Annotated in this window: 14 protein-coding genes; 7 read left to right on the top strand and 7 right to left on the bottom strand. The window is 68.8% G+C overall.

Annotated elements, in window-relative coordinates; all coding sequences use genetic code 11:
* The first annotated feature begins 4 nt into the window (after positions 1-4).
* Positions 5-1003 carry a hypothetical protein gene (locus AB8M46_RS10785; RefSeq protein ID WP_394360200.1) on the top strand — a complete coding sequence of 333 codons (999 nt, stop codon included), beginning with the start codon at positions 5-7 and terminating at the stop codon, positions 1001-1003.
* Positions 996-2348 carry a hypothetical protein gene (locus tag AB8M46_RS10780; protein WP_394360199.1) on the top strand — a complete coding sequence of 451 codons (1353 nt, stop codon included), beginning with the start codon at positions 996-998 and terminating at the stop codon, positions 2346-2348. Before AB8M46_RS10785 ends, AB8M46_RS10780 begins: the two co-directional genes overlap by 8 nt.
* A 63-nt stretch (positions 2349-2411) precedes the next feature.
* Here AB8M46_RS10780 and AB8M46_RS10775 read toward each other — a convergent pair whose 3' ends face one another.
* From AB8M46_RS10775 to pdhA, 3 genes are read right to left on the bottom strand one after another with little or no spacing between them, the layout of a single operon-like run.
* On the bottom strand, positions 2412-3761 hold the full coding sequence (locus AB8M46_RS10775) for a dihydrolipoamide acetyltransferase family protein (RefSeq protein WP_394360198.1): 1350 nt from the start codon (positions 3759-3761) through the stop codon (positions 2412-2414).
* 16 nt (positions 3762-3777) lie between these two features.
* Positions 3778-4770 carry an alpha-ketoacid dehydrogenase subunit beta gene (locus tag AB8M46_RS10770; protein ID WP_394360197.1) on the bottom strand — a complete coding sequence of 331 codons (993 nt, stop codon included), beginning with the start codon at positions 4768-4770 and terminating at the stop codon, positions 3778-3780.
* A gap of 1 nt (position 4771) precedes the next feature.
* Complete coding sequence (pdhA, locus tag AB8M46_RS10765) at positions 4772-5977, bottom strand: pyruvate dehydrogenase (acetyl-transferring) E1 component subunit alpha (protein ID WP_037334358.1); 1206 nt, start codon at positions 5975-5977, stop codon at positions 4772-4774.
* Positions 5978-6350: 373 nt separating this feature from the next.
* On the opposite strand from pdhA, the gene AB8M46_RS10760 reads away from it, so the two are divergent.
* Both AB8M46_RS10760 and AB8M46_RS10755 read left to right on the top strand, forming a co-directional pair.
* Positions 6351-7763: a M20/M25/M40 family metallo-hydrolase gene (locus tag AB8M46_RS10760; protein ID WP_360957118.1), complete on the top strand. Its 1413-nt coding sequence runs from the start codon at positions 6351-6353 to the stop codon at positions 7761-7763.
* A gap of 84 nt (positions 7764-7847) precedes the next feature.
* Positions 7848-8705 (top strand): alpha/beta fold hydrolase, encoded by an 858-nt coding sequence (locus tag AB8M46_RS10755; protein WP_037334364.1) that lies wholly within the window; start codon positions 7848-7850, stop codon positions 8703-8705.
* On the opposite strand, the gene AB8M46_RS10750 is transcribed toward AB8M46_RS10755, so the two are convergent.
* Positions 8702-9700, bottom strand: a complete 999-nt coding sequence (locus tag AB8M46_RS10750) for an ABC transporter substrate-binding protein (protein WP_394360196.1) — start codon at positions 9698-9700, stop codon at positions 8702-8704. The two genes, AB8M46_RS10755 and AB8M46_RS10750, sit on opposite strands and share 4 nt — an antisense overlap.
* Before the next feature lie 66 nt (positions 9701-9766).
* On the opposite strand from AB8M46_RS10750, the gene AB8M46_RS10745 reads away from it, so the two are divergent.
* Both AB8M46_RS10745 and AB8M46_RS10740 read left to right on the top strand, forming a co-directional pair.
* Positions 9767-10798: an iron ABC transporter permease gene (locus AB8M46_RS10745; RefSeq protein ID WP_037336159.1), complete on the top strand. Its 1032-nt coding sequence runs from the start codon at positions 9767-9769 to the stop codon at positions 10796-10798.
* Positions 10795-11799, top strand: a complete 1005-nt coding sequence (locus AB8M46_RS10740) for an iron chelate uptake ABC transporter family permease subunit (RefSeq protein WP_350596502.1) — start codon at positions 10795-10797, stop codon at positions 11797-11799. Before AB8M46_RS10745 ends, AB8M46_RS10740 begins: the two co-directional genes overlap by 4 nt.
* Here AB8M46_RS10740 and AB8M46_RS10735 read toward each other — a convergent pair.
* From AB8M46_RS10735 to AB8M46_RS10725, 3 genes are read right to left on the bottom strand one after another with little or no spacing between them, the layout of a single operon-like run.
* Positions 11796-12638 (bottom strand): transglutaminase family protein, encoded by an 843-nt coding sequence (locus AB8M46_RS10735; protein ID WP_037334373.1) that lies wholly within the window; start codon positions 12636-12638, stop codon positions 11796-11798. The genes AB8M46_RS10740 and AB8M46_RS10735 overlap by 4 nt on opposite strands.
* Positions 12635-13582 carry an alpha-E domain-containing protein gene (locus AB8M46_RS10730; protein ID WP_016338202.1) on the bottom strand — a complete coding sequence of 316 codons (948 nt, stop codon included), beginning with the start codon at positions 13580-13582 and terminating at the stop codon, positions 12635-12637. The genes AB8M46_RS10735 and AB8M46_RS10730 overlap by 4 nt, the downstream gene beginning before the upstream one ends.
* 11 nt (positions 13583-13593) lie before the next feature.
* A complete protein-coding gene (locus AB8M46_RS10725; RefSeq protein ID WP_052120306.1) occupies positions 13594-15255 on the bottom strand; it encodes a circularly permuted type 2 ATP-grasp protein in 1662 nt (553 codons plus the stop codon).
* A 148-nt stretch (positions 15256-15403) separates the two neighbouring features.
* On the opposite strand from AB8M46_RS10725, the gene AB8M46_RS10720 reads away from it, so the two are divergent.
* Positions 15404-16219 (top strand): basic amino acid ABC transporter substrate-binding protein, encoded by an 816-nt coding sequence (locus AB8M46_RS10720; RefSeq protein ID WP_037334376.1) that lies wholly within the window; start codon positions 15404-15406, stop codon positions 16217-16219.
* The last annotated feature ends 3 nt before the right edge of the window (positions 16220-16222 follow it).

The following is a 16222-nucleotide window of genomic DNA, read 5'->3' as shown; positions in this document are numbered from 1 at the left end:
GCGGGTGTTCCATCACGACCCGCCGCCGGGAGCACCGTTCATCGAGCCGATCGTCCCGCCGTCGCGGCCCGAACCGCCGCACGGGCCGCCGAAGGTCAAGGAGTCGATCCGGATCTATCGCCCGGGAGACCCCGCCGAAATCGGCGGCAAGGCCGAACTGATCCAGCGCGCGCTGTTCCCGGACGTGCGGGAGCGCCGGCTTCAGGTGCATCCGGCCAGCGGGGCGCTCTGGTTCGGCGGCGCCCGCCGGACGGGCGGGCCTCGACCGCCGTCACCGATCGAGGCCCGTGAGGCCGCGGCGGCGTTCCTCGCCGATGCGCGACGCCGGCTCGCGGCGGAGGACGGGCGCCTGGCCGGAATCGTGCCCGGCGACCTTCGTCTGCTCGACACCTGGGCGGGCTCCGAAGGCGGTGGCGATCGCGGCGGCACCACGGTCTGCCGCTTCGCTCGCACGCTCCGGCCGTCTCCGGCCGAGCCGCCGGTGCCGGTGTTCGGGGAGATGGTGGAGATCTGGGTGGACGCCGCCGGGGTGGTCCGCTCCTTCGGATCCACCTGTCGTCTGCTCGTAGCGGACACGACCGTCGCCAGGCTGCCTTCACCGGATCCGGAGACCTTTCACGAACACGGGAAGGAGGCGGGGCTCATCTATCTCAGCGGCGACGAGGACGAGGAACGGGACGCCATCTGTCCTTTTTGGATTCGCTGGGGCGAGGAGCTCGCCGTGATCTCTCCGGCGAGCGGGCACTCGATGGCGGTGCGCCTGGTGCCCACGCGGTTTCCGGGCGGAGTCGCCCTCGAAGCGCTCACGGTCGGCGGCTCCGGGCGGTTCGAATACAGCTGGCAGGCGTGGTCACCGCTGGCGCCGGCCGAGTTCGTCTCCCTGTCCCGAGGGGCTTCGGCCAGGGTGGGGGTCGGTGTCTGGGACGTCGTCGCCCGGGTCCGGGACGTGGTCAACGACGTCACGGAGAAAGCGATGCTGAGAGTGGTGGGCACGAATGGCTGAGCGATTCTTCGGTGGCTGGGAGTTCCGCGATCGGCTGGACGACGGCGGGCTGATCCTCGACTCCGTCTGGCATCGGGACTATCCGTTGGCCTCCGACATCCGATTCCCGAGGGTCTGGGTCGCCGCGCCACCGCCGCGGATCCGTTCGGGCGGACCGGATCCGCTGCTCAAGGCCAAAAAGCGGGCCTTCGTCCTCGGGAAGGACATGCACGCGAAAAGCGCGCCCTACGAACTCGTCCGCGGCGGGCAGTCGATCGGTGACTTCGCACTCTATCCGGTGGTCGGCGGGCTCGGGGTGGACTACGAGGCGGAGATCGCGATTCCCGGTGTCCGCAACGATGTCCTGACCGTCAGCCAGCGCTATCTGTTCGGGGCGTACTCGAAACATCCCGCGCACGAACCCGGCTCGGTTCTCCGCGCGGCCAGGTTCTTCCCCTTGCTGGAGTTCCGGCTGAAACCGGGCAAGGAGAATCTCCCCGGACCGTCGTACTTCCGCGCGGACCTCCGGTTCGACCTGGCGCTGCACCGGAAGGGAGACGGACACGACCTCGGCGGGGTGTTCCGCGATGAAGAGCATGTCAGTCTCTCGATCGCCGACGAGAACATCCACGGCGGAAGGCCACCACTGCTGCAGGATGTGTTCGCGGGCGCGGAGAAACCGTTGCATCACGACCTGATCGGGCCGGGGCTCCGGGAGCGGACGAAGCGCGACACCGGCCCCGATCTCCAAACCTGGGACAATTACCACCACTTCCCTTCGGCCGAGGACGGCAGCCTGCCGTCCTCGCCGGGGGCTTTCCACTGTTTCCACACCCATTGGCGATGGGGTGCGGTCAGCGCGAAGGGGATGTTCCCCGTCCTCACCGGCGGACGGCAATTCGCCGGCTTGAACTGGACGGAGGAACTGGGCGGGCCGCTGATCGATCCCCGGATCCCGGACCAGGACCTGACCTTCGCCGTCACGACGGATTCGCGTCACGGCACCCCGCTCGAAGCGAGCGCCAATCCCAGCGAATGGCCCTTCGCGGACCTCTTCACCCGCTGGCGGGCCGAACCGGCACCGATCAAGAAGGACGGCGCGAAGATCACGTTCTGGATCTCGGTCGAGGTGAGCAGGCCGGACGGCGCGGAAAACCGGGAATGGGGCGGGACACTGTTGCCGCACGGGATGTTCTTCTCGCACGAACCGGAGCCAGAGCTGTTCGACTTCGGCTCCGACGTCCCCGTGATCGTGCCGATCCAAGCCAAGCTCGCGGGCTTGCGGAACGCGTTGGTGAAGGAGTCGGTTCCGGCCTCGGCCAGCCCTATGCCCTGGTGGCGCTACCCGCCAGGGCCGAAGAAGTAGATGCGCGTGAAGGCCCCCTTCCCTCGACTCAGCCGAGGGAAGGGGGCCTTCACGCGCGAAACGTCAGTAGGTGATCGCGACCGCCGGGTCGGCCAGCAGAGCGCCGACGTCGGCCAGGAACTCCGAGCCCTGCTGCCCGTCGACCACGCGGTGGTCGAAGCTCAGTGAAAGCTGGAGCACCTTGCGCACCTTGATCTCGCCGTCGACCACCCACGGGGTGTCCTTGATCGCGCCGAGGCACAGGATCGCGGACTCGCCGGGGTTGATGATCGGCGTACCGGTGTCGACGCCGAAGACGCCGACGTTGGTGATGGTGATCGTGCCGCCGAGCATCGCCGCCGGGGTGGTCTTGCCCTCGCGGGCGACGTCGGTCAGCTCGGTGAGCGCGATCGCGAGTTCCTTCAGCGACATCGAATCCGCGTCACGGACCTTGGGCACGACGAGTCCGCGCGGGGTGGCCGCGGCGATCCCGAGGTGCACGTAGTCCTTGTAGACGATCTCCTGCGCCGCCTCGTCCCACACCGCGTTGACGTCCGGAGTGCGCTTGGCCGCCAGGCAGACGGCCTTCGCCGCGAAGGTCAGCGGGGTGACCTTGACCCCGGCGAACTCGCGCGACTTCTTCAGCTTCTCCCGGAATTCCATCATCGGCGTGACGTCGATGGTCAGGAACTCCGTGACGTGCGGAGCGGTGTAGGCGCTCTGCACCATCGCGGCGGCGGTGGCCTTGCGGACGCCCTTGATCGGGACACGGCGTTCCCGCGTCGCCGGGTCGTAGCCACTGTCCGAATCGGACACAGTGGACGACGAAGCCGCTGGTGCGGCCGAACCGTTGGCGGCCGCCTGCACGTCGTCACGCGTGATGACGCCGCCGTCGGCGGTGCCGGTGAGGGCGTGCAGATCGACGCCGAGGTCCTTGGCGAGCTTGCGCACCGGCGGCTTCGCCAGCGGCACGTACCCGCCCTTCGGCTTCGAAGCGACCGCAGGCGCGGCAGGTGCGACGGGAGCAGGAGCCGCGGCCACCGGAGCAGGAGCAGCGGGAGCCGCGCCCTTCCGTGCCCGGCGCTGCGTGACGACGGCCTTGGAGCCGTAGCCGACCAGCGGCTTCATCTCCTCTTCCGCCGGCTCTTCCGCCGCGGGAGCGGTGGGTGCCGGGGCCGCCTTGCCGCCGGGGTCGACGTCGATGGTGAGGATCGGCGCGCCGACCTCCACCGTCTGGCCCGGTTCGACGAGCAGTTCGGTGATCACGCCCGCCCAGGGGATGGGCAGTTCGACGGCGGCCTTCGCGGTCTCGACCTCGACGACGATCTGGTTCACCGTCACGGTGTCACCCGGCTTGACCTGCCAGGCGATGATGTCGGCCTCGGTCAGCCCCTCCGCCGTGTCGGCCAGGGGGAATTGTTTGTACTCGGGCATTTCAGCGATTTCCCCCTTACCAGGCGAGCGAACGGTCGACGGTGTGCAGCACCCGGTCCAGGTCGGGGAGGTAGTGCTCCTCGAGTTTGGCCGGCGGGTACGGCGTGTCGAATCCGGTCACCCGCAGCACGGGGGCTTCCAGCGAGTAGAAGCATTCCTGCTGCACGCGCGCGGCGATCTCCGAAGTCAACGACGATTCCGACGGCGCCTCGCTCAGCGCGATGAGCCGCCCGGTCTTGCGCACCGACTCGAACACCGGCTCCAGGTCGAGCGGGGACAGCGTCCGCAGGTCGATGACCTCCAGGGACTTGCCCTCGTCCTCGGCGGCGGTCGCCGCGTCGAGCGCGACCTTCACCGACGGGCCGTACGCGACGACGGTGGCCGTCGTTCCTTCGCGGACGACGCGGGACTTGAACAGCGGGTCCGGCGTGGTGTCGGTGTCGACCTCGGACTTCATCGCGCCCGAGTGGTACAGCTTCTTCGGCTCGAAGAACAGGATCGGGTCGTCGGACTTGATCGCCTGCTGGATGCCCCAGTAGGCGTCGACGGCGTTCGAAACCGAAACGACCTTCAGGCCGGGGATGTGCGCGAACAGCGACTCCGGCGACTCCGAGTGGTGCTCGACCGCGCCGATGCCGCCACCGAAAGGCACCCGGATCACGATGGGCATCTTGATCTTGCCCTGCGTCCGGTAGTGCAGCTTCGCGACCTGGCTGGAGATCTGGTCGAAGCCAGGGAAGATGAAGCCTTCGAACTGGATTTCGCACACCGGGCGGAAACCGCGGACGGCGAGGCCGACCGCGGTGCCGATAATGCCCGACTCGGCCAGCGGCGTGTCCAGCACGCGCTGCTCGCCGAAGTCCTTCTGCAGGCCGTCGGTGATGCGGAAGACGCCGCCGAGTTTGCCGACGTCTTCACCCATGATCAGGACCTTCGAGTCCTCTTCCATGGCGCGCCGGAGGCCGAGGTTGAGGGCCTTGCCGATGGTGAGTTTCTGGAGGTCGGCCATTTCAGTGCTCCCCCGCCCCGACGAAACCGTCCATGTAGGACAGGAACTCTTCACGCTGCGCGTCCAGCAGCGGAGTGGACTCCGCGTACACGTTGGAGAAGATCCGGTCCGGTGGCGGTTCGGGCATGTTGAAGCAGTAGTCGCGCAGCTCGGCCGCGAACGCGTCCGAATCGGCCTGCACCTGGTCGAAGAACGCCTGGTCGGCGCCGCCACCGCGGGCGAGGTACGCCCGGACGCGCTCGATCGGGTCCTTCAGCTTCCACTCCTCCAGCTCGTCGGAGAGCCGGTAGCGGGTGGGGTCGTCGGTGGTGGTGTGCGCGTCCATCCGGTAGGTGAACGCCTCGATCAGCACCGGGCCGTTGCCGTGACGGCACTCCTCCAGCGCCCAGCGGGAGACCGCGAGGCAGGCGAGGACGTCGTTGCCGTCCACGCGGATGCCGGGGAAGCCGTAGCCGCGGGCGCGCTGGTACAGCGGCAGGCGCGACTGGCGCTCGGTGGGCTCGGAGATCGCCCACTGGTTGTTCTGGCAGAAGAACACGAGCGGCGCGTCGTAGACGGCGGCCCAGACGAAGCCTTCGTGCACGTCGCCCTGCGAAGTCGCTCCGTCACCGAAGTAACAGATGGTCGCTTCGCTGTCGTCGTCGCCGACCTTGCCTTCGAACTTCTGGCCCATCGCGTAACCGGCGGCGTTGAGCACCTGGTTGCCGATCACGATGGTGTACGGGTGGAAGCCGTGGGCCTGGTAGTCCCAGCCACTGTGGTCGGTGCAGCGGAAGATGCCGAGCACCTCTTTGAGGTCGACGCCGCGGGTGTACGCGACACCGTGCTCGCGGTAGCTGGGGAACGCCATGTCCCCCTTCCGCAGCGCGCGGCCGGAGCCGATCTGCGCGGCCTCCTGCCCGAGCAGCGGCACCCAGATGCCGAGCTGGCCTTGGCGCTGCATCGCGTTGGCCTCGCGGTCCGCGCGGCGGACCAGCACCATGTCGCGGTACAGGCCCTTGAGGGCTTCGGCGTCGATGTCGTCGACGTAGCGGTCGAATTGCGGCGAGGAGACCCGTTCGCCTTCGGGGGTGAGCAGCTGAGTCAGCTCAGCGCCACCTTCGCTCGTTGCTCGCAAACCGGCGATCACCTGTTCGGGGGAAGGTTGCGCCGCTACGGCGGCGGGACCGTCTCCAGGTTCCGGGTGCGTCCAGTGTTCGGACGGCATGCGCTGCTCTCCTTGATGTCGGCGCCTCTGGCGGCCACTTGTGGCGGCCACAGTGACTGCGCCGGCGGGGACCAGCGCGTCGGATCTGAAGCGCTGGGTCACCGTCGGCGTTGACGGTTCGTGCGGACATCCTGGCATGCCGGATGCCGTTTTGGTCAGTGGCGGATGCTGATTTGTTGCTGAGAAAGGGTGCCTGATCAGGGAAAATGCTAGGACGCCCGAGTGTGGGGCCGCCGAAAGTAGGGAATTCACCCGCGGGCCGACCAGCGGACGACGGACCCGGACGGGTGTCCTGTCCGGCGCGGGCGATGACGATCCGTGCCCGCCGTTGTGATCCATCCCACTCTCCGGCACCCGTGGCAGGATGGCGGACGTGGAGCAGAAATCCGTACGCGAAACCGTGGTTTCGAACTGGACGAACGACGTCCTTCCCAGCCTGTCCGGCCTGGTGGCGATCCCGGCCCTGTCGCCGGCGTTCGACGCCGAGTGGGCGAAGACCGGCCATCTCGCCGCCGCCGTCGAGCACGTCCGCTCCTGGATCGCCGCGCGGGAGATCCCCGGCGCGACGCTCGAGGTCGTGGAGCTCGAAGGCCGCAGCCCGCTGCTGGTCGTCGACATCCCGGCGACGTCCGAAGCCGCCGACAAGGGCACCGTGCTCATGTACGGGCACCTCGACAAACAGCCCCCGGTGGGCGGCTGGTCCGAGGGGCTCGACCCGTGGACGCCGGTGATCCGCGACGGGCGGCTGTACGGCCGCGGCGCGGTCGACGATGGCTACTCCGGCTACGCGGCGACCACGGCGATCGAAGCCGTGCGCGCCGCCGGTGGCGAGCACTCCCGCGCCGTCGTGCTGCTGGAGACCGGTGAGGAATCCGGCAGCCCGGATCTGCCCGCCTACGTCGAGCACCTGAAGGAGAAGCTCGGCGCGGTATCGCTGGTCGTCTGCCTCGACGCCGGCGGCACCGACTACAAGCGCCTGTGGCTGACCACCAGCCTGCGCGGCATGCTGCACGTCAACGTCACCGTGAAGGTGCTCGAGTCCGCGCAGCACTCCGGCATGGCCAGCGGCATCGTGGCGAGCTCGTTCCGCGTCCTGCGTGTCCTGCTCGACCGCATCGAGAACGCCGAGACCGGTGAGATCAAGCTCGCCGAGCTGAGCGTCGACATCCCGGAGAACCGCGTCGAGGATGCTCGCGGTGTCGTCGAGATCGCGCCCGGTGCGGCGAAGACGCTCTTCCCGGTGGTCGGTCGGACGGTGTCCGACGACGACCTGGAGCTGCTGCTCAACAACTCGTGGCGGCCGACGCTTTCGGTGATCGGCGCGGAGGGCTTCCCGCTCCCGGCCGACGCGGGCAACGTGCTGCGCGACAGCACCACGCTCACCCTGAGCTTCCGCCTGCCGCCGACCGCCGACGCGCAGGCCGCGATGGAGGCGGTCCGCCGCGTGCTCACCACCGACGTGCCGTACGACGCTTCGGTGGAGCTCGGTGACTTCCAGGCGGAGAACGGCTGGAACGCGCCGGACACCGCGCCGTGGCTCGACGAGGTGCTGCACCACGTCAGCGGTGAGGTCTTCGGCGAGCCGCACAAGAGCTTCGGTATGGGCGGATCGATCCCGTTCATGGGGCTGCTCGGCGAGAAGTACCCGGACGCGCAGTTCGTGGTCACCGGCGCCTGCGGGCCGGACTCGAACATCCACGTGCCGGACGAGTGGCTGAACATCGACTTCGCGCAGCGGGTCACCGAGGCGGTCGCGCACATCCTGGACGCGCACGCGCGGAGCTGATCTCCCGGCTCACGCTGCAATGAAAGGTCCTTTCCTAGCAGAATTTGCAAGGAAAGGACCTTTCATTGCACGCGCGGGAGGATCATGTTCGAAGGCTTCGAGCTCGAAAACGTCGACACGGGCGAAGTGACCCTCAGGGTCCGCCACGGCGGATCGGGGCCGCCGCTCGTCCTCCTGCACGGGCATCCCCGCACCCACACCACCTGGTACGACGTCGCGCCGCGGCTCGCGGACGCGTTCACCGTCGTCTGCCCGGATCTCCCCGGCTACGGCCAGTCCTCGAAACCCGAGACCGCCGAAGACCACTCGGCGCACTCGAAACGTGCCATGGCCAGGCACATCGTCGCCCTCATGCGGCATCTCGGCCACGAACGGTTCGCCGTCGCCGGGCACGATCGCGGCAGCTACGTGGCGCATCGGCTGGCCATGGATCATCCCGAAGCGGTCACCAAACTGGTCGTCCTCGACGGCGTCCCGATCGGTGAGGCGCTCGCACGGGCCGACGCGGACTTCGCGCGGAAATGGTGGCACTGGTTCTTCTTCGGCCAGCTCGCGAAACCCGCCGAGCGGGTGATCAACGCCGACCCGGACGCTTGGTACGGCGGCGATCCCGAAGCGATGGGCGCGGAGAACCACGCCGACTTCCTGCGCGCGATCCACGATCCCGAGACGGTCCACGCGATGCTGGAGGACTACCGCGCCGGGCTCGGGCCCGACCGCGAAGCCGACGACGCCGACAAGGCGGCCGGGCGGAAGCTCGGCTGTCCCGTCCTCATGCTGTGGTCCAGCCGCGACGACATGGCCGAGCTGTACGGCGACCCGATCGCGGTGTGGCGCGAATGGGCCGACGACGTCCGCGGCTTCGCGATCGAATCCGGGCACCACATGGCCGAGGAGAATCCGGCCGACCTCGCGGCGGCGTTACGGGAGTTCCTGGGCTAGGCGAACTTGTTCAGCGCCGCGGTCAGTTCCGTCAGCTGCGGCGTGAAACGCTGGTAGGAGAACGGCGTCTCGTTGTTCCACGGGATCAGCTTCCCGGCCTTCACGGCGGGCAGCTGAGCCCAGGTCGGCACGCCGCCGAGCCCGTCCGGGCCGAGCGAGAGCGAACCGCCGCGGTTGTCGTACATGATCACGTCGGCCGGGTACTTGCCGATGTTCTCCCAGCTGATCTGCTGGTAGTAGCCGCCCTGGCTCTCGTCCGGCGCTTCCGGCGTGACGAAGTCGAGTCCCTTGCTCTGATAGTGCTTCGAGGTCGCGAACTTCGGCGCGTTCGAGACGTAGACGGCGTCCTTCTGCGCGGACACGAGAAGGATCTTCAGTCCAGCGGCCTTCTTCGCCGCCTCGGCGAGCGCGGCGTCAGCCTTCTCGTACTCCTCCTTCGCGGCCTTGATCGCCGGAGTCTCCGTGTCGGCGCCGAGCGCCTTCGCGAGCGCGATGAACTTCGCGATCCCTTCGGGCATCGAGATGTCCTGCAGCCGGACGCCGACGCTGGGCGCGGCCTTGTCGACCTTCTCCGTCTGCGTGTCCGGGACGTACCACATCTGGTCCTTGAGGTACATCACGCTGATCAGCAGCTGCGGATTCAACGAGACGAACTTGTCGAAGTTGAACTCGTTCCACACGTTCCCGAGCGAGGTCACCGCGTTCAGGTCGACGCCGCCCGCCTGCGGGTCCGGTTTGCCGTCGGCGAACTTCGACGGGCCGAAGATCCCGACCGACTTCACGCCGAGGTCCCACAGCGCCGCCGCCGCGGTGACCTGCGCGACGATCCGCGTCGGCCGCTCGCCTTCGAGTTTCCGGCCGCGGTCGTCGGTGAACGACCAGGTCGCGCCCCCTCCTTGCGCGGGCGTCTCGTCCTGGTAGCCGCAGGCGGTCAGGAGGCCGGTGGCGCCGAGCGCCGCGGTGCCGGCGAGAAAGCCGCGTCGGGAGAGGTGCATGGAGATCTTCTTTCAGCGAGGGACCGAAGTTCGGCGTTAGGCTAGCCTTCCCTTATCGTGAACGCCATGGTCCAGGTCACGGAGCGCGGCACAACCGGGAGAACCAGCGTTTCCTTGAGAGCGCTGGTCCTGACGGGGTCGCTGGTAGCGCTTGCCGCGGTCATCCTGCTGTCGATCGGCTTCGGCTCGAACCGTCTCTCGCTCGGCGAAGTCCTGCATGCCCTCTTCGCCTACGACGGGAGCTACAACGACGTCGTCGTCCGCGACGATCGCCTGCCCCGCACGGTGCTCGGTGTCCTGGTCGGGATGGCGCTCGCGCTGGCGGGCTCGCTCATGCAGGCGATCACCCGCAACCCGGTCGCGGAACCCGGTCTGCTCGGCATCAACCACGGCGCCGCCGTCGCGATCGTGCTCGGCTCGACGCTGTTCTCGGTGACTTCGCCCGGCGAGTACGTCTGGTTCGCCTTCGCCGGGGCGCTCGCGGGAACCGCGCTGGTCTCGGTGATCGGCGGGACACGCGGCGCCACGAGCCCGCTCCGGCTGGTGCTGGCCGGCGTCGCCGTCCAGGCGGTGTTCGTCGGGATCAACCAGGGCATGCAGATGGTCAACACGCACAACCTCCAGGCCATGCGGTTCTGGCTGGTCGGCTCGCTGGTGAACCGGAACCTGGATCAGCTGTCGGTCTTGCTGCCGTTCTTCGTCGCGGGCGTGGTGATCGCGATCGTGCTGGCCCGCGCGCTGAACGCGCTGGCGCTCGGCGAGGACACGGCACGCGGTCTCGGCGCGAATCCGGCGCTCGTCCGCGTCGCCGGGATGGTCGCCGTCGGCCTGCTTTCGGCGTCGGCGACCGCGGCCTGCGGGCCGATCGCCTTCGTCGGCCTGATGATCCCGCACGTCGTCCGGACGCTGATCGGCCAGGACGAACGCTGGGTGCTCCTGATTTCGGCGTTGCTCGGGCCGGTGCTGCTGCTCGGCTGCGACGTCCTCGGCCGCCTGCTCGGCTCGCCGGGGGAGATCCAGGTCGGCGTGATGACCGACGTCGTCGGCGGGATCGCGTTCGTGATCGTGGCCCGGCGGTTGAAGGCGGTGCGCCGATGACCGCGCTCGTCCGCCGTGAGTCCGGTGTGGACGGACGATCGGTGATCGTCGTCGCCGCGCTGGCCCTGGTGACACTGACGCTCGTCGTGCTTTCCGTCGGCACCGGCGACTACGAGATGAGCCCCGGCGAAGTGCTCGCCACCCTCGCGGGTTCGGGCACGAAGGCGCAGTACCTGGTCGTCATGGGACGGCTTCCGCGCGTGCTGGTCGCGATCCTCGTCGGGGCCGCGCTGGCGCTGGCAGGCGCGGTCTTCCAGACGATCACGCGCAACCCGCTCGGCAGCCCGGACATCATCGGCTTCACCACCGGCTCGGCGACCGGCGGCATCGTGACCCTGCTGCTCTTCGGCTCCGGTCCGGGGCTCGTCTCCGTTGGCGCGCTGGTCGGCGGGCTGCTGACCGCGCTGGTCGTGATGGCCTTGTGCGCACCGCACGGTCTGCTGAGTTCGCGGCTGGTGCTGCTCGGGATCGCGGTCAGCGCGGTGCTGGTCGGCGTGAACTCGTACCTGCTGGTGAAGGCGAACCTCGAAGCCGCCGCGCAGGCCGTCGGCTGGCTGGTCGGCGACCTCGCCGGCCGCGACTGGAGCTTCTTCGTGCCGCTGGCGATCGCGGTGGCGGTGCTCGCCCCGGTCGTGTTCGCCAACGGCCGCGCGCTGCGCATGCTGGAGATGGGCGACGACACCGCCACCGGTATCGGCGTCGACGTCCATCGCGTGCGGCTGACCCTGGTGCTGGTCGCGGTCGCGCTGGTCGCCGCCGCCACCGCCGCGACCGGGCCGCTGCCGTTCATCGCGCTCGCCGCGCCCCAGCTCGCGCGCCGGATGACGCGTCTGCCGGGGCCCAACCTGGCGGCTTCGGCCTTCGTCGGCGCGGCGCTGGTCGTCGCGGCGGACTACCTCGGCCAGCGGCTGCTGGAGTCCTCGCTGCTGCCCGCGGGCGTCGTGGCGGCAGCCCTCGGCGGCGCCTATCTGCTCTGGCTGCTGCTCAGGCGACGGGCTTAGGTCAGCCGGGTCAGCTGCACCGAGACGTCCAAAGTGGACTGACCGCCACCGGTGAAGATGCCCTTGAGCGGTGGCACGTCGGCGTAGTCGCGGCCGTACGCGACCCAGACGTGCCGCGGCCCGACCGGGATCGCGTTCGTCGGGTCGTAGGCCCACCAGCCGCCGGTCCAGACGTCGACCCAGGCGTGGCTTTCGCCTTCGACCGTCTCGCCGAGTTTCGCCTCCGGTTTCGTGTGCAGATACCCGGAGACGTAGCGCGCCGGGACGCCGATCGCGCGCAGCATCACCAGCGTGACATGCGCGAAGTCCTGGCAAACCCCTTCGCGCGCACGCCACGCGTCGGTCGCCGTGCTGTGCACACCGGTCGTCCCCGGCTGGTACTTCAGCTGCTGGTTGACCCATTCGCAGACCGCGAGCACGGCCTCCGCCGGGTCGAGCCCCTTCCGCAGTTCACGCGCGACCTTCGTCAGCTCCGGATCGCGTGGCGTGTACGGCGTCGGCGTCAGGTACTCGGTGCGGTGGTCGACAACGGTGTCGCTGCGGAGGTCCTTCCATGTCGCCGAACGGACCGGCTCGCCTTCGTCGGCGGTCTCGACCACCGACGTCGCGAGCACGGTGAACTCGGTGTGCGGCGCGTGAAGGTCGAACGAGGTCACGACGGTGCCCCAGTAGTCCGTGTACCGGTAAGCACGGGTCGCCGGCGTCGTCTCGACCCGGTTCACGACCGTGGTCTGCCGCCGGTCGGAGCGCGGGGTCAGCCGTGCCTCGTTGTACGACTGCGTGGCCGGGGTCGCGTACCGGTACCCGGTCCGGTGGGCCACCCGAAGCTGCCAGGTCACAGCGAAACCTCCGCACCGCTCCAGGCCACCCAAGGCGACGAATGGAAGTACTGCACCGAAACCGCGTCGCCGATGTCCTTGATCGAGGTCTGCAGGGCGCCGAGCCGTTTCGGCAGGTCCTCCAGCAGATCCGACGGCCGCAGGAACTCCAGTTCGCTGCGCGCGCGGCCGAGCTGCCGCAGCGCCTCGGACTTCTCGTTGGCACGCGAGTTGACGCCGGGATCCAGCCGCTCCAGGCATTCCTCGGCCTGGCGCAACGCGTGGAACACCGAACGCGGGAAGAGCGTGTCCCGCAACAGGAACTGCACGACCCGGGCGGCGTCGAGCGCGCCGCGATAGGTCCGCAGGTAGGTGTCCTGCGCGCCCGCCGAACGGAGCACGGTGATCCAGCCGGGTGACGACGCGCTGTCCTGCACCCGCGAAAGCAGCAGCCGCACCACCATGTCCGCGCGTTCGACCGAGCGCCCGAGCACCATGAACAGCCAGCCGTCGTCGCGGCTCATCGTCGAATCGGCGAGCCCGGCGAACATCGCCGCGCGCTCCTCCACGAAGGAGAGGAACGCGTGCGGTCCGGCGCGGCGCGCGTACCGCTGCCTGTCCGGCACCGCGTTCCACGTCGCGTTCAGGCATTCCCACAGCTCGGTCGAGACGACCTCGCGGGCGCCGCGCGTGTTCTCGCGGGCCGAGTTGATCGAGCCGACGATCGACGCCGGATTGTCCTTGGCGTAGGCGACCAGCTCGGTCAGCTTCCACACGTCGAGGGTGTCCATGCCCTCCGGCGAGATGCCGAGGACGGCGAGCAGCTGGCGGCTCGCGTGGTCCGGGTCGACGCTCGCGTCTTCGAGCAGCTGATGCACGGAGACGTTGAGGATCCGGGAGGTGTCATCGGCGCGTTCGACGTACCGGCCGATCCAGTACAGCGATTCCGCGTTGCGGGCGAGCACATCAACCTCCCTTATGCCTGTTGCTGCTGCTGTTGCTGGGTGGTGGTCAGCTCCGGGCCCTGTTCGGCGACCAGACCGTCCACTTGGGACAGTGCGCCGAGCGCGGGCCGGTCCAGTTCCCGTTCCGCCGTCGAGGACCGCGGCGCGAGCACCCAGGTGTCCTTGGAGCCGCCGCCCTGCGACGAGTTGACGACCAGGCTGCCCTCCGGGAGCGCGACCCTGGTCAGCCCGCCCGGCAGGACGAAGATCTCCTTGCCGTCGTTGACCGCGAACGGCCGGAGATCGACGTGCCGCGGCGCCAGCCGGTCGTCCACTTTGGACGGAACGGTGGACAGCTGGACCACCGGCTGGGCGATCCAGCCACGCTTGTTCGCCCGGACTTTACGTTTGAGCGCGGTCAGCTCGGCCTGGGTCGCCTCCGGGCCGAACACGATGCCGTACCCGCCCGAACCTTCGACCGGTTTGATCACCAGCTCGTCCATATGCCGCATGACGTGGTCGAACTCGTCCGGCAGCCAGCACCGGAAGGTGTCGACGTTGGGCAGCAGCGGCTTCTCGTTGAGGTAGTACTTCACCATCTCGGGCACGTAGGTGTAGACGAGCTTGTCGTCGCCGACGCCGTTGCCGACCGCGTTCGCGATCACGACGTTGCCCGCGCGCGCCGCGTTGAGGATCCCGGCCACACCGAGCACGGAATCCGGCCGGTAGTGCACCGGATCGAGGAACTCGTCGTCGATCCGCCGATAGATGACGTCGACCTGCCGTTCGCCCTCGGTGGTGCGCAGGTAGACGACGTTGTCCCGGCAGAACATGTCGCGGCCCTCGACCAGCTCGACCCCCATGAGCCGGGCCAGCAGCGAATGCTCGAAATACGCGGAGTTGTGCACGCCGGGCGTGAGCACGACGACCATCGGGTCGGCGACGTTCGCCGCGGCCGCCGCCCGCAGCGCGCGCAGCAGATGCGAGGCGTAATCGCCGACCGGGCGCACCCGGTGCTGGGCGAACAGGTCCGGGAACACGCGCGCCATCGTGCGGCGGTTCTCCATCACGTACGACACGCCGGACGGGTTGCGGAGGTTGTCCTCCAGCACCCGGAAGGTGCCCTCCTCGTCGCGCACCAGGTCCACACCGGACACATGGATACGGACGCCGTTGGGCGGGTTGATCCCGAACGCCTCGCGCTGGAAATGCTCGCACGAGGTGATCAGCCGTCGAGGGAGAACGCCGTCACGCAGGATCTGCCGGTCGCCGTACACGTCGGCGAGAAAGGCTTCGAGCGCGCGGACCCGTTGCGCCACACCGCGTTCGAGTTTGCTCCATTCGGCGGTGGTGATCACGCGCGGGACCAGGTCGAGCGGGAACGGGCGTTCCTGGCCCGACAGCGAGAACGTGATGCCCTGATCCACCATCGCCCGGTCGATCGCCGCCGACCGGGACGAAAGGTCCGCCGACGTCAGCGCGGAGATCGATTCGTACAGCGCGCGGTACGGCTGGCGGACCGTGCCGTCGGCGGTGAACATCTCGTCGTACGCGCCCGCGTGCGGCCGCGACGGCGAAAGATAGCCATCGAACTGCGCCCCGGGTTTCGCCGCGCGCCGGGCCGACGTCGTCGTCCGCGGGCGGCGGCCCGCAGGTGGGAGACGGGGCGCCGAGTTGTTGTTCATGGTCGCCATACTCGCTCACCCTGCCATGTCGGCGCGATACCTCATGCAACGCCCGTGACGGCCGAAACGGCGCTGTAACGTCGTAGTGCTGTGATTGCCGCCGGATGAGTGGCAATATGCGTGCTCTCGACACATGGGAACTACGAGGAGTGACGACGTGGCTCGATTCAAAGCGCTCGCCCTGATCCCGGCGCTCGCCCTGGCCGCGGGTGCGCTGTCCGCGTGCGGCGAGGAAGGCGGAACCGCGGCCGGCGGCGTCCAGCTCGTCGCGTCCGGCAAGGTCACCACCTGCACGCACCTGCCCTACCAGCCCTTCCAGGTCAAGCAGGGCGACAAGATCGTCGGCTTCGACGTCGACCTGGTCGACCTGGTCGGCAAGAAGCTGGGTGTCGAGCAGAGCATCGTCGACATCGCCTTCGAGAACATCGAGTCCGGCGAAGCGATGAACAGCGGACAGTGCGACCTCGCCGCGGCCGGTATGACGATCACCGACAAGCGCAAGGAGAAGTTCGACTTCTCCGACCCGTACTTCGAGGCGACCCAGGCGCTGCTGGTCAAGACCGGTTCGCCGATCAAGGACCTCTCCAACGTGACGGGCAAGAAGATCGGTGTCCAGTCGGCCACCACCGGCGCCGACTACGCCAAGGAGAAGGCGAAGGGCGCCGAGATCGTCACCTTCGACGACCTCGCGCTGCTGGAGCAGGCCGTCAAGAACGGCACGGTCGACGCGGGCGTCAACGACAACGGCGTGCTCTACGACTTCGCGAAGACGAACCCGGACACGACGGTGGTCACCGAGTTCAAGACGAACGAGTTCTACGGCATCGGCGTGAAGAAGGGCAACAGCGCCCTCCTCGGCCAGGTCAACGAGGTGCTCAAGGCGTCCGTGGCGGACGGCTCCTACGCGCAGATCTACCAGAAGTGGTTCGGCAAGGCGCCGACCTGGCAGCCGGGCAGCCCGACCGCCGGTTGATAA

This window comes from Amycolatopsis sp. SB7-3 (genome assembly GCF_041021335.1).
GTDB lineage: Bacteria > Actinomycetota > Actinomycetes > Mycobacteriales > Pseudonocardiaceae > Amycolatopsis > Amycolatopsis japonica.
The sequence above is the reverse complement of the archived record's forward strand: the minus strand, read 5'-3'. Positions and strand labels throughout refer to the sequence as shown.